The sequence below is a fragment of the Microbacterium sp. Mcb102 genome (assembly GCF_024519805.1).
Taxonomy (GTDB): Bacteria; Actinomycetota; Actinomycetes; order Actinomycetales; family Microbacteriaceae; genus Microbacterium.
Genome location: NZ_JALJRG010000009.1, coordinates 95,323 through 107,141, shown reverse-complemented (window position 1 = coordinate 107,141; position 11,819 = coordinate 95,323). Strand labels below are relative to the sequence as shown.

Here is an 11,819-nt window from a genome sequence, read left to right as displayed (position 1 = left end):
CCGCATCGAGGCGACTCATCGCCTCGTGCAACCCGGTCAAAGTGGACATGCTCCATTCTAACCCGGTAACACGCTACCTTCGAAGCTATCTCCGCATCACATCCCAGAATGTCGCAGAAATACGCCACAGCGCCCCCCGGGGAACACTCCTCCACAAGCACCCCAGATACGTACTTATCCACGAATCACCTCAGCGCCCCGCGAGCAACTCCTCGAGCCGCGCCGCTTCCCCCGCCGGCATCGCATACCCGTGCTCGCTCGCTGGGTACACACCCCCGCGCACCTCCGCCGCATACGCCTCCACGCCGCCGATCGCAGCCGCCCGCAACTCCGCGTACCGCTTCACGAACTTGGCCACCCCGCCGTCGTACAGCCCGAGCAGGTCGTGGAACACGAGCACCTGCCCGTCGGCATCCGCTCCGGCTCCGATGCCGATCACGGGGATGTCGAGCAGCGGCACCAGGGCGGCGGTGACCTCGGAGGGCACCGCCTCGACCACGAGCATCGAGCAGCCGGCGGCCTGCAGGGCGAGGGCGTCGTCGATCACGGCGAGCGCCGCTTCGGCGGTGCGGCCCTGTGCGCGGTAGCCGCCGAGCGCCGTGGCCGTCTGCGGGGTGAGCCCGACGTGCCCGACCACGGGGATGCCGGCCTGCACGAGCGCCCGAGCGCGGTCGACGGTCGTGCCGCCGCGCTCGATCTTCACCAGGTCGCAGCCGGCTTCCTTGACGAAGCGCTGCGCGGTGGCGATGGCGAGCTCGTCCGAGGCTTCGTACGACCCGAACGGCAGGTCGCCGAGGAGCAACGGCATGGTCAGCCCGCGGCGCACCGCCTTCGTCAGCATCAGCATCTCGTCGACCGTGACCGGCACGGTGCTGTCGTAGCCGAGCACGGTCATCGCGGCCGAGTCGCCCACGAGCACGACATCGACACCGGCAGCCTCGACGATCTGCGCACTCGGGTGGTCGTAGGCGGTGACCATGACGATCGGCTCGCCGGCATCCTTCTTCGCGGCGAGAGCGGCGAGCGTGACACGTTTGCGCGGGGCGGCGTGGGCGCTCATGCGCGGGCCTCCGTCAGCAGGCGGTCGACGTCGTCGTCGACCTGGATGATCGCGTTGTCCCGGTCGACGTGCACGACGACCGGTTCGTAGCTCGCGAGGTCTTCGCGCGAATAGTCGGCATAGGAGATGACGATGATGGTGTCGCCGGTGTGCACGAGGCGGGCCGCGGCGCCGTTGACCTGGATGACGCCGGATCCGCGCTCCCCCACCAACGTGTACGTCTCGAAGCGCGCGCCGTTGTCGACGTCGACGACGTGCACCTGCTCGTGCGGCAGGATGTCGGCAGCTTCGAGCAGGATGGGATCGATCGTGATCGAGCCGACGTAGTGCAGATCGCTGGCGGTGACGGTCGCGCGGTGGATCTTCGACTTCAGCATCGTGCGTCGCATCAGGCATCGCCCTTCGGGTCGTTGGCGTGTGGGTCGGCGGCATCCGGGAGGGCGGCATCCGGTTCAGCGACGTCCGGTTCAGCGGCATCCGGTTCAGCGACGTCCGGTTCAGCGGCACCCCGATCAGCGACGTCGGTAACGGACAGCACATGGTTGTCGATCAGCCGGGCGGCGCCGACGCGTGTGGCGACCGCGAGCAGCGCGTCCCGCTCGACGCGGACGACCGGGTTCAGCGTCTCGGCATCGCGGAGCTCCAGGTACTCCACAGAGATCCGGGCGTCTTCGAGCACGCGCCGTGCCGCCGACAGGATGCCCGCACCCTCGCGCTCCCCCGCCGCGAACACCTCGGCCGCCGCATCCAGCGCCCGGTTCAACGCCGTCGCCTGCAGCCGCGCGGCATCGTCGAGGTAGACGTTGCGCGAGCTCATGGCGAGTCCGTCGGCCTCTCGCACGATCGGGCAGGCGACGATGCGCACGTCGAGGTCGAGGTCGCACACGACGCGGCGCACGACGAGCACCTGCTGCGCATCCTTCTGTCCGAAGTACGCGGCATCCGGCCGGACGATCCCGAACAGCTTCGTGACGACCGTGGCGACGCCGTCGAAGTGGTGCGCGCCGCGGCTCGCACCGTCGAGCACATCGGTGAGGCCGGCGACGTGGATGTTCGTCGCGAACCCGTCGGGGTAGATCTCGGATGCCGCCGGGGCGAAGAGGATGTCGACGCCCTCGGCCTCGGCGAGCGCCGCGTCGCGGACCTCATCGCGCGGGTAGGAGCTGAGGTCTTCGTTCGCGCCGAACTGGGTCGGGTTGACGAAGAGCGAGACGACGACGAGATCGGATGTCGCGCGCGCGGCCCGCATGAGAGAGAGGTGTCCGTCGTGGAAGGCGCCCATCGTGGGGACGAGGCCGACCGAGCCGTTCGCGAGCCGAGCCTCGCGGACGGCCGCGCGCACCTCGGGGATGGTGCGGAGGACTCTCATGCGGACGGTTCCTTCGGCTCGCCGGTCGTTTCTCCGGTCACTTCGCCGGTCACTTCGCCGGTCGCTTCGCCTGTCACCTCGACGGTCGCTTCTCCGGTCACCGCGCCGTCCACTTGTCGGGAGAAGGGACGAATGTCGGGCCGATCGGCGGCGTTTCTCCCGGCATCCGTCCCTTCTCCCGACATCCGTACCGGGTCGTCGGCGCGAGAGGCGATCGCCCGGGTGGCGGCGGCGAGGGCGTCGAACAGGTCCTGAAGGTCGAGCTCTGCGGCAGCCGACCTCTGCCGGGCGACCGTCTCCGCGTCGCCGCGGGCGATCGGTCCGGTGAGGGCGTCCTGCGCTCCCGCATCCGCCCAGTTCTCGACCGACCGCCGGACGAGCGGGGCGAGGAGTTGGCGAACGTCATCCGAGGGGATGCCCGCGGCCGCAGCCAGCTGCTCGGCCGCATCGACCACCGTCAGCACGAAGTTCGAGGCGAAGGACGCCGCCGCGTGATACCTCGCGCGGTCGTCGACCGTGAACGGTCGGGTACCGAGAGCCCGGGCCAACTGCTCGGCCACGGCGCGGGCATCGTCGGTGCGGCCGGCGACCGCGGCGCCGATGCCGTGGAACACATCGGGAGTCTCCGCGCCCGTGAACGTCTGCAGGGGGTGGATGCTGAAGTCGACGTCGTCGAGCGGCGTGGCACCCGAGACGTGACCGACGAGCCGCACATGCGGTCGAGCGACGAACGCGACGGCCGGGATGGCGGAGTCCGGAACGCAGAGCAGGGCGACGTCGGCGTTCGGCATCGACTGATCGCGGCGGAGGGGGCCGAGGACGTCGAACCCCGCCGTGCGCAGGGAGCGCGCGAGCACGCGTCCGAGACGACCGGCGCCGACGATGGCGATGGTCGTTCCTGGCGCGAGTGAAGAGGAGGTCTGCATGTCGATTCCCCGGCCGAGTTGGGGGCCGTCCGGATGCGAGAAGTATCCGCCTCTCACGGCATCCGCTCCAAATCGGAGAGCAATATGACAATCACGAGACCCCAGATGGATGTCATTATCGTAGCTCCCAGCGATCAGTAGATGTCATATCGCTCTCACACCAAAAGGAGAGGCCCGGGGAGCGCATCGAGACGCGCTCCACGGGCCCACCCTGAAACGACCTCAGTCGCGACGCCAGACCGCGACGATCCCCACGCCGACGACCGCCAGTCCCGCTGCTCCGAGGAACAGCCAGGAGAATCCGCCGGTGAGCGCCTCGGCAGACGACGCCCCCTCTGCCGACAGCGCTGCCGTGCGCAGACCGGCGACCGTGCCGAGCACGGCCAGTCCGATCGCGCCGCCGATCTGCTGGCTGGTGTTGACGAGTCCGCCGGCGAGTCCGGCCTCTCCGCCCTCGACGCCGTCGACCGCGAGCTGGGTCGTCGCGACGACCGCGCCGCCGAGCCCGACCCCGATCAGGATGGTCGGGCCGAGCAGGTGCGTGAGGAACACGGCATCCGCCGGGGATGCGGCGAGCCAGAGGAGCCCCACGGCCAGGACGAGCAGCGCCCCGATCAGCACCGGCCGCGTGCCGACACGGGCGATCACGGCGGGCACGCCACCGGCGACGATCACGAGCACGCCGGCGAGGGGCAGCTGCGTGAGGCCTGCGGTGAGGGCGTCGTAGCCGAGCACGGCCTGCATGTACACCGAGAGGGCGAAGAAGAGCGCGACCATGGTGGCGCCGCCGAGCAGCATGACGATGTTGCCGAGGGCGAGGTTGCGGTTGCGGAACACGCGGAGCGGGACGAGCGGCTCGGCAGCGCGACGTTCGATCGCCACGAAGGCGACGCCGAGGATCAGCGCGAGGGCGAGCAGGCCCAGCGGGAGCGGGTGCACGAAGCCGACCTGCTCGACTGCGCTGAGAGCGCCGACGAGCGCGACCAGTGCGGCGGTGACGGTCACGGCGCCGGCGGCATCCAGGCGCCCGGGAGTTCGGATGCCGTCGCGGGTGATGAGCAGCGGGATGGCGATGAGCACGAGCGCACCGACCGGCACGTTCACGAAGAACACCGACTGCCAACCGAGGGTCGCCGTGAGCACTCCGCCGAGCAGCACCCCCGCGGCCGATCCGATGCCGGCGACGGCTCCCCACACACCCAGCGCCTTGGTGCGCTCGGCGTCGTTCGGGAACAGCTGGGTCAGCAGCGCGAGGGCGGCAGGGGCGAGGAGCGCAGCCGAGACGCCCTGCAGGGCGCGGGCGGCGAGGAGCATCTCGCTCGACACCGAGAGCCCGGCGAGGGCGGATGCCGCCACGAATCCGGCCGTTCCGATCAGGAACACCCGGCGGTGTCCGTAGCGGTCGGCGAGGCGTCCGCCGAGGAGGAGCAGTCCGCCGAACGCGAGCACGTAAGCGGTGATAACCCAGGCGAGGGCGGCGGTATCCATGCCGAGTTGCCGGCCGAGGACGGGGAGGGCGATGTTCACGATCGAGGCGTCGAGCACCACGAGGAACTGCGCGAGGGCGAGGACGCTGAGGGCGAGCCACCGGCGCGTACTGCGCGGTGCGGCGAGCGCCGGGAGGGAGGTGAGGGTGGTCATGACGTGCTCCTTTTCTGTGTTCTTGTCCGTGCTGCTTCGACATTGGTTGGATGAGTGACTACTCACTCACTCTTGCGGGCATGAAGAAGGGCTGACGCCCCGGGGGGGGTGGATCAATCGGGGTGCGTGATCCCCTTGGTCAGCAGGGCGACCCAGTCCCCCGGGCGTCCGTCGAGCTGCGTGGTGACGATCAGGTGACAGAGCTGCCCGTAGGCGATGAAGCGCTGCACGTCGTCGTCGCTCGCCCGCGAACGGGTCTTCGCGAACGTGGTGACGCGCTCGAGTCCCGCGCGCAGCGCCTCCCCGATCGCGGGGATCTCGGCGACCGACTGCGCGTGCACCTGCAGCATCAGCAGCTTCCGGTCCGAGATGAGGTGCGCGTAGGCGTCGCCCATCGCGTCGAGCACGCCTTCGGGTGAGGTGTCGGCGGCAGCATCCGCCCCTTCTTCGAGGGCGGAGACGATTGCGTCGAAGCACGCCTCGAGCGCCACGACGAACAGCGCCTCCTTGCCGGAGTACAGCTTGAAGACGTAGGCCGGGGAGATCTTGGCCTCGCGCGCCACGTCGGCGACGGTCGTGCCGTGATAGCCGCTGCGCGCGAACGCCGCCAACGCCGCCGCGGCCACGAGGGGCCGGCGAGCGTCGGCCGTGGAGAGGATCGAACTGCGGGCGCTGGGCATATGAGTGACTGTACACTCACCCTGCCGAGAGCTGCAAGGGGCGGGCCAGTCAGGTCGATGCCGGGACCGGTCGAGTCCTGATCGCCGAGTTCAGGGAGAAGGCCGACAGCGTCAGCGCCACGAGAGCGCCGACGAGCGCGAGTGGCGGGTTCGACACGGTGAAGACGCCGACGGATGTGGTGACTCCCTGAAGGAAGAACAGCGCGGCGAGGAGGATTCCGCCCCCTCGTGTGCTCGTCATCTTCCACCAGGGTCGAGGAGCATCGGATTCTCCTGCGCTGCGGAAGGTTCGAGCCGCCACGACGACAGCTGCCACGAGGGCCAGGACTCCCCACGCGAACCCGAGGTCGAGGTTGACGGCCGCGAGCGGAACGGTCGTGAGCATGAGTCCGATGGCGACGGCGACGACATAACCGAGCTTGGCGGCCGGTTCCTTGATACGCATCATGCCCCTCCTGGTCTGCTCATCCCCGGACACCAACGTACTAACGCTCTCCCTTGCGCTGCCAGAGATGGACCGAAGTCGGCGCCGAGATCGGAGGAAGGGCTGATCGCGTGCGGCACTGAGGTCCCGGAGCGCGCCGGTCAGCGCAGCACGGAGTCCAGCAGCCCGGGGAAGAGCGCGTCGAGGTCGTCGCGGCGCAGCGTCAGCATCCGTCGGCGGCCGTTGGGCTCGTTGCGGATGATGCCGGCTTCGCGCAGCACCTTCATGAAGTGCGACTTGGTCGACTTCGGGAGGTTCGGGTCGGTGGAGTGGCAGGCGGCCATGTCGAGGGGACCGTCGGCGAGCTGGCGCGCGATGGCGAGGCGCTCGGGGTCGCTGAGCGCGAAGAGCACGTCGGTGAGTTGGATCTCGGAGCGCTCCGGGTGCGGAAGATCGCCAGGCATGGTTCGAGAATAGTTGAACAATCGACGGATGGCGAGTACGCTCCGATAGTTCGATGATTCTCGAACCATAAGAGGAGTCGCCATGACCAGCACCGAGCCGATCGTCCGCCCGTCGACGCCCCTTCGACAGGCACAGGAACTCGGCGGGAGCACCGTCGTTCCCCGCGCGCGGTTCGGGTTCGTGCTCGCGATCGTGGCGCAGATCCTGATGATGGTCGGAGCGAGTGCGCCGTCGCCGTTCTACCCGGTGCTCGCGCAGAGCATCGGGTTCGAGGCGATCGTGATCAGCGCCGTGTTCGCCGTGTACGCGGTGGCGCTGCTGCTGACCCTCCTCACCGCCGGGTCGCTCTCGGACCACGTCGGCCGTCGACCCGTCGCGATCGCGGGGTTCCTGCTGCTGGCGGGGAGCATGTTCCTGTTCTGGCACGCGGATGCCGTCGCGATGCTGTTCCTCGCGCGCATCCTGCAGGGTTTCGCGAGCGGTCTGCTGATCTCGGCGCTGTCGGCGACGGTGCTCGACTTCGCGCCGGGCGGGCGCGCGGGGGTCGCGGCGCTGTGGAACGCTCTGAGCCCCGGGATCGGACTCGCGCTCGGAGCACTCGTATCGGCCGTGGTGCTCGACCTCAGCGGCGAGGCGCTGCTCGACGTGTTCGCGCCGTTGAGCTCGGCGTACGTCCTGCTCGCGGCGCTGTTCTTCCTGGTGCCCGAGACGGCTCCGCGCAAGCCGGGGGTGTGGGCGTCGCTGAGTTTCCGGCTGTCGATCCCGCCGGCGATTCGGGCCGACTTCTGGCGAGGGGCTCCGGCCGTGATCGCCGGATGGGCGACGGGCGGACTGTTCCTGTCGCTGGGCGCGAACATCGTGCGGGGCGAGCTCGGTGGCGAGGCGCATGTGTGGCAGGGGCTCGGGGTCGTGCTGCTCGCCGGGGTCGGTGCCGTGACGGCGTTCGTGCTGCGGAAGATCGCCGCGCGGTCGATGGTGCTGTTCGGCACGTCGGCGCTCGCGGTCGGAACTCTGCTGTCGCTGATCGCGCTGGGCGTCGGGTCGCTGCCGTTCTACCTCGTCGCGGCCGCGGTCACCGGAATGGGCTTCGGCACCGCGTTCTCGGGAGTGGTCGCCTCACTCGCCCCGCGGATCCCGGCGACGCAGCGCGCCGACACCTTCGCCGTGATCTACCTGCTGGCGTACCTGGCGTTCGGGGTGCCGGCCGTGATCGCCGGAGCGCTGGTCGGTGTGGTCGGGCTCGAGGCCGTGTGCGTCGGATACGGGGTCGTGGTGATCGCGCTGGCGGGGGTCGCTTTCGGGCTGCGGGTGCGGGCGGGGCGGTAAGTCAGCTTACAAATCGAGGCCCCGACAGCATGAGCTAGCCGGGGCCTCGGTTCGATGCGACTGCGAAACCGCTACGGCTTGATGAAGACCTCATCGGCCAGGAATCCGGGCTGCACACGAACGAGGACCGCCTCGCCGTCCGGGACCAGGAACGCCTGTGAGCCGGTGAGGCTCCCGCCCGAATACAGCTCGTCCAGCGAGAAGTCGTCCGCCAAGCTCACGAAACTGTCGTAGCTGTCGATGACGTTGCCCGCCGAGGTGACGGCATCGACCATGACCTCCATCGAGTAGGACGAGTCCGCGCCTGTGTACGTGATCGTGTAGTTGACGATCTCGTAGTGAGACCCCGCCGGCGCCGGCTCGTTGAACTGGTTGGCTTCGGCGACGATCGTGTTGCCGTCAGGATTGTGGGAGTTGACCACAACGGTCCAGTCGGAGTTGCTGATCTTGGATCCGAGCGGCAGCGGGTTGTCTCGCGTGCCGGCCTCTGCGTCAGTGGACTCCTCCTCTGCCGGGGCGGCTTCTTTCTCCGAGTCGCCGGGTTCAGTGACCGTCGTCTCACCGCTCCCGAACGCGTCATCGACAGAGGCCGCGAGGACACTGGCGAACACGACGACCCCGATGATCGTGCCGACGATCGACAGCACGAGGCCGACGATGCCGAGCCACTTCTTGTCGCCCTTCAGGAATAGCGACACGATGCTGAGCACGAAGGCGGTCGGCAGCAGGATCCAACCGACGATGAGGGCGCCCGGGATGCAGGCGAAGATGAACCCGACCGCAGCGACGATGGCAGAAACGAGCGCGAGAACATTGAGCTTCTTCGGGACGGGCTCCACGGACGCGATCGGAGCGGCGGTCATCGTGGCTGCCGGAGCGTTGAGCTCATCGGCGAAAGTTCCCCACTGCTGACCGTCCCACCAGCGCTGACGACCGGAACCGTCGTCGTACCAGCCAGCGGGAGTGGTATTCGGTGTTGTCATGGGCTCATGATGGCAGAACGCTGTGAGCCGGATCAGTGGCGTTGCTGCTTCGTTATGGGGACCCCGATCGGCGGGAGCGACCTACGATCGGCCCACGTCGATCGCGTGCCCCTCCCACTATCCGCGCGCGAGCAGACCCTCGGCGTCGCGAACCCAGGCGACGTTCGAACTGTCGCGGAACGACATCCCGACGACGCGGCGCTTCCTCGACTTCGTCACGGGACGGATCTCCTCGTCGAACGAGCGCAATCGTGAGGCGAACGTCCAGCCATAGGCCTGCGGGCTCTCCTCGAGGTAGTACGCACCGGGCGGCAGGATCGTGAGCCGCACCGGAGTCCGTTCCACCTCGTCGGCGCCCGTCACGCGGACGACGACGTCGTAGATCGCCTGCTCGGAGGAGTTCACGATGACGACCCCGTAGAACTCTCGTTTACTGATCCGGGTCGCCACCCACGCGAATGCCTTACTGGCCTGCGATTGCACCTCGCGCGCTGCCACGGCGGCATCCCGCTTCGCTTCGATACCGAACAGACGGGCCGCATTCTTCGCGCCGAAGACGGCGGCGATGAGGGCTCCGATGGCGGTGAGTGCGGTGACGACGTCTGCGACGGATCCGAGCTGCATGCCGTCACTGTATGGACAGCTTCCGGCGACGGAACGGAGACGGGCGGATGCCCCTCCAGGGAATACCGGTGTACTCGTCCGGCCGTCGGGTGGACGGGTTACGAGGTGCTGGATGCCGCCGTCAGGGCCCTGTCATCGGGTTGGTCGAAATGTCGATGACCCCGAGCGGGAACGGACTGAAGTACGTCCACGAGCCGGAGGAGAAGTGCTCGAGCGGGGTCAGCTGGAACCACACGTGCGACACGACGAGCGCGATGGCGACGAGCAGGCCGGCTCCTTGGATCGCGCGTTCCATCGTCCGCAGGGCCGCGCGCGCGTCGACTGCCTTGGTGACGCGGCCGAGCGCGATCAGGACGATCAGTGCGATGCCGACGTAGACGAACACGCTGGGGTGGAGCGACAACGAGACGCAGAGCGGCGCCTGCTCGACCGAGCGGCCGTCGGCATCGATGAACCCACCGTTGGCGTCGATGCCGCCCGGGCAGATGCCCTTGCTGCCGCTCATGAAGACCGAGTACACGACTCCGGCGACGACGGTCCAGATGAGCATTTTGCGGATGCCCGCGATCACCACAGCGCCGGGCAGCCCGGTGACGGCGGTGTCGGCCTGCGGGGCCGGCGGCGGTGTGGGTGACACGGAGGACTCCTTCGAGATCGGTCCTCTTCATCATGTCGGAGGAGTCCGCGGGAAGGAAGGGCGGAGGAGCCCCGCATCCGCAGCATCCGCTCTACGCTGGAACGTCTGCCTCATCTCGAGGCGCCTTCCCCTGGAGCATCCATGTCTGCAACGACGATCGACGATCGTGCCCGGTACCGGGCGAATCCCACGGTGCTTCAGGCGCTGAAGAATCCGCGGATGCTGACCCGCGAGGTGCTGGCCGGACTCGTCGTGGGGCTCGCGCTGATCCCCGAGGCGATCGCGTTCTCGGTGATCGCGGGCGTCGACCCGAAGGTGGGGCTGTTCTCGTCATTCATCATGGCGGTGTCGATCGCGTTCCTCGGCGGGCGTCCGGCGATGGTGACCGCGGCGACCGGAGCCGTGGCGCTCGTGATCGCGCCCGTCGCCCCGATGTACGGGCTCGACTACTTCATCGCGACGGTCATCCTCGCCGGCATCTTCCAGGTGATCCTCGGGCTGATCGGCGTCGCGAAGCTCATGCGATTCATCCCCCGCAGCGTCATGGTCGGGTTCGTGAACGCGCTGGCGATCTTCGTGTTCAGCTCGCAGTATCCGCAGCTGGTCGACGTGCCGTGGCTGGTGTATCCGCTGGTCGCGCTCGGGATCGTCGTGATGATCCTGATGCCGAAGATCACCAAGATCGTGCCGGCACCGCTCGTGTCGGTCGTGATCGTGACGGGCGTCGTGCTCGCGTTCGGCATCACCGTGCCTACCGTCGGCGACCAGGGCGAGCTGCCGAAGAGCCTGCCCGAGCTGTTCATCCCGAACGTTCCGCTCACGTGGGAGACGTTCACGATCATCGCGCCGTTCGCGCTCGGGGTCGCGCTGGTCGGGCTGATGGAGTCGCTTCTCACCGCGAAGCTCGTCGACGAGATCACCGACACCCACTCGCGCAAGAGTCGTGAGGCGTGGGGTCAGGGCGTCTCGAACGTGCTGTCGGGGATCTTCGGCGGCATGGGCGGCTGCGCCGTGATCGGTCAGACCATGATCAACGTGAAGGCCTCGGGTGCGCGGACCCGCATCTCGACCTTCTGCGCCGGGATCTTCCTGTTCCTGCTCGTGGTCGTGTTCGGCGACTTCGTCGGGACGATCCCGATGGCTGCGCTCGTGGCCGTGATGATCATGGTCGCGATCGGAGCGTTCGACTGGCACAGCGTGCGACCGTCAACGTTGAAGCGGATGCCGAAGAGCGAGACGTTCGTGATGGTGGCGACCGTTGTTCTTGTCTTGCTGACGCACAATCTGGCGGTCGGGGTCGTCGGTGGGGTGCTGGTCGCGTCGGTGCTGTTCGTGCGGCGGGGGGCGCACTTCGTGTCGGTGACTCGGGTTCTCGGTGCGGCGGGTGACGTTGTGACGTACGTCGTGGAGGGGGAGCTGTTCTTCGCGTCGAGCAACGACCTGACGACGTTGTTCTCGTACTCAGATGATCCATCTCGCGTTGTTGTTGATCTGTCGGGGTCGCATATCTGGGATGCGTCGACCGTTGCCGCGTTGGATGCGATCGAGACGAAGTACCAGGCGCTGGGGAAGACGGTGGAGATCGACGGGATGAATGAGAGTAGTTCGCGGATGCGCGGGCGGTTGACGGGTGGATTCGAGTAGCGACGAAGAAGGGGCCGGACCGCAGCGGCCCGGCCCCTCT

Annotated in this window: 13 protein-coding genes; 2 read left to right on the top strand and 11 right to left on the bottom strand. The window is 68.2% G+C overall.

Annotation, left to right across the window (positions count from 1 at the left end; all coding sequences use genetic code 11):
* Nucleotides 1–190: 190 nt before the first annotated feature.
* From panB to OC372_RS18975, 8 genes are all read right to left on the bottom strand, one after another.
* Complete coding sequence (gene panB / locus OC372_RS19010) at nt 191–1,060, bottom strand: 3-methyl-2-oxobutanoate hydroxymethyltransferase (protein ID WP_262003811.1); 870 nt, start codon at nt 1,058–1,060, stop codon at nt 191–193.
* A complete protein-coding gene (gene panD / locus OC372_RS19005; protein ID WP_105711808.1) occupies nt 1,057–1,449 on the bottom strand; it encodes an aspartate 1-decarboxylase in 393 nt (130 codons plus the stop codon). Before panD ends, panB begins: the two co-directional genes overlap by 4 nt.
* A complete protein-coding gene (gene panC / locus OC372_RS19000; RefSeq protein WP_262003809.1) occupies nt 1,449–2,429 on the bottom strand; it encodes a pantoate--beta-alanine ligase in 981 nt (326 codons plus the stop codon). Before panC ends, panD begins: the two co-directional genes overlap by 1 nt.
* Nucleotides 2,426–3,355 carry a DUF2520 domain-containing protein gene (locus tag OC372_RS18995; RefSeq protein WP_262003807.1) on the bottom strand — a complete coding sequence of 310 codons (930 nt, stop codon included), beginning with the start codon at nt 3,353–3,355 and terminating at the stop codon, nt 2,426–2,428. The genes panC and OC372_RS18995 overlap by 4 nt, the downstream gene beginning before the upstream one ends.
* A gap of 222 nt (nt 3,356–3,577) precedes the next feature.
* The gene (locus tag OC372_RS18990) at nt 3,578–4,996 is read right to left on the bottom strand and encodes an MFS transporter (protein WP_262003805.1); all 1,419 of its coding nucleotides are present in this window, start codon (nt 4,994–4,996) and stop codon (nt 3,578–3,580) included.
* Nucleotides 4,997–5,109: 113 nt separating this feature from the next.
* A complete protein-coding gene (locus OC372_RS18985) occupies nt 5,110–5,676 on the bottom strand; it encodes a TetR/AcrR family transcriptional regulator (RefSeq protein ID WP_262003804.1) in 567 nt (188 codons plus the stop codon).
* A gap of 49 nt (nt 5,677–5,725) precedes the next feature.
* On the bottom strand, nt 5,726–6,124 hold the full coding sequence (locus tag OC372_RS18980) for a hypothetical protein (protein WP_262003803.1): 399 nt from the start codon (nt 6,122–6,124) through the stop codon (nt 5,726–5,728).
* 137 nt (nt 6,125–6,261) lie between these two features.
* Nucleotides 6,262–6,564, bottom strand: a complete 303-nt coding sequence (locus OC372_RS18975; protein ID WP_262003801.1) for an ArsR/SmtB family transcription factor — start codon at nt 6,562–6,564, stop codon at nt 6,262–6,264.
* Nucleotides 6,565–6,646: 82 nt separating this feature from the next.
* On the opposite strand from OC372_RS18975, the gene OC372_RS18970 reads away from it, so the two are divergent.
* The gene (locus tag OC372_RS18970; RefSeq protein WP_262003799.1) at nt 6,647–7,891 is read left to right on the top strand and encodes an MFS transporter; all 1,245 of its coding nucleotides are present in this window, start codon (nt 6,647–6,649) and stop codon (nt 7,889–7,891) included.
* Nucleotides 7,892–7,962: 71 nt separating this feature from the next.
* Here OC372_RS18970 and OC372_RS18965 read toward each other — a convergent pair whose 3' ends face one another.
* The 3 genes from OC372_RS18965 to OC372_RS18955 all read right to left on the bottom strand — a co-directional run bounded on the left by OC372_RS18965 (nt 7,963) and on the right by OC372_RS18955 (nt 10,135).
* Complete coding sequence (locus OC372_RS18965) at nt 7,963–8,874, bottom strand: DUF2510 domain-containing protein (RefSeq protein ID WP_262003798.1); 912 nt, start codon at nt 8,872–8,874, stop codon at nt 7,963–7,965.
* A gap of 117 nt (nt 8,875–8,991) precedes the next feature.
* Nucleotides 8,992–9,498, bottom strand: a complete 507-nt coding sequence (locus OC372_RS18960) for a hypothetical protein (RefSeq protein ID WP_262003797.1) — start codon at nt 9,496–9,498, stop codon at nt 8,992–8,994.
* 121 nt (nt 9,499–9,619) lie between these two features.
* The gene (locus tag OC372_RS18955; RefSeq protein ID WP_262003795.1) at nt 9,620–10,135 is read right to left on the bottom strand and encodes a hypothetical protein; all 516 of its coding nucleotides are present in this window, start codon (nt 10,133–10,135) and stop codon (nt 9,620–9,622) included.
* Nucleotides 10,136–10,276: 141 nt separating this feature from the next.
* Between OC372_RS18955 and OC372_RS18950 the strand changes: the two genes are divergently transcribed.
* Nucleotides 10,277–11,779 carry a SulP family inorganic anion transporter gene (locus tag OC372_RS18950; RefSeq protein ID WP_262003793.1) on the top strand — a complete coding sequence of 501 codons (1,503 nt, stop codon included), beginning with the start codon at nt 10,277–10,279 and terminating at the stop codon, nt 11,777–11,779.
* Nucleotides 11,780–11,819: the final 40 nt, after the last annotated feature.

Bases quoted from the DNA above. Each gene is read 5' to 3' on its own strand.
- panB (WP_262003811.1), bottom strand. From the start codon at position 1,060: ATGAGCGCCCACGCCGCCCCGCGCAAACGTGTCACGCTCGCCGCTCTC.
- panD (WP_105711808.1), bottom strand. From the start codon at position 1,449: ATGCGACGCACGATGCTGAAGTCGAAGATCCACCGCGCGACCGTCACC.
- panC (WP_262003809.1), bottom strand. From the start codon at position 2,429: ATGAGAGTCCTCCGCACCATCCCCGAGGTGCGCGCGGCCGTCCGCGAG.
- OC372_RS18995 (WP_262003807.1), bottom strand. From the start codon at position 3,355: ATGCAGACCTCCTCTTCACTCGCGCCAGGAACGACCATCGCCATCGTC.
- OC372_RS18990 (WP_262003805.1), bottom strand. From the start codon at position 4,996: ATGACCACCCTCACCTCCCTCCCGGCGCTCGCCGCACCGCGCAGTACG.
- OC372_RS18985 (WP_262003804.1), bottom strand. From the start codon at position 5,676: ATGCCCAGCGCCCGCAGTTCGATCCTCTCCACGGCCGACGCTCGCCGG.
- OC372_RS18980 (WP_262003803.1), bottom strand. From the start codon at position 6,124: ATGATGCGTATCAAGGAACCGGCCGCCAAGCTCGGTTATGTCGTCGCC.
- OC372_RS18975 (WP_262003801.1), bottom strand. From the start codon at position 6,564: ATGCCTGGCGATCTTCCGCACCCGGAGCGCTCCGAGATCCAACTCACC.
- OC372_RS18970 (WP_262003799.1), top strand. From the start codon at position 6,647: ATGACCAGCACCGAGCCGATCGTCCGCCCGTCGACGCCCCTTCGACAG.
- OC372_RS18965 (WP_262003798.1), bottom strand. From the start codon at position 8,874: ATGACAACACCGAATACCACTCCCGCTGGCTGGTACGACGACGGTTCC.
- OC372_RS18960 (WP_262003797.1), bottom strand. From the start codon at position 9,498: ATGCAGCTCGGATCCGTCGCAGACGTCGTCACCGCACTCACCGCCATC.
- OC372_RS18950 (WP_262003793.1), top strand. From the start codon at position 10,277: ATGTCTGCAACGACGATCGACGATCGTGCCCGGTACCGGGCGAATCCC.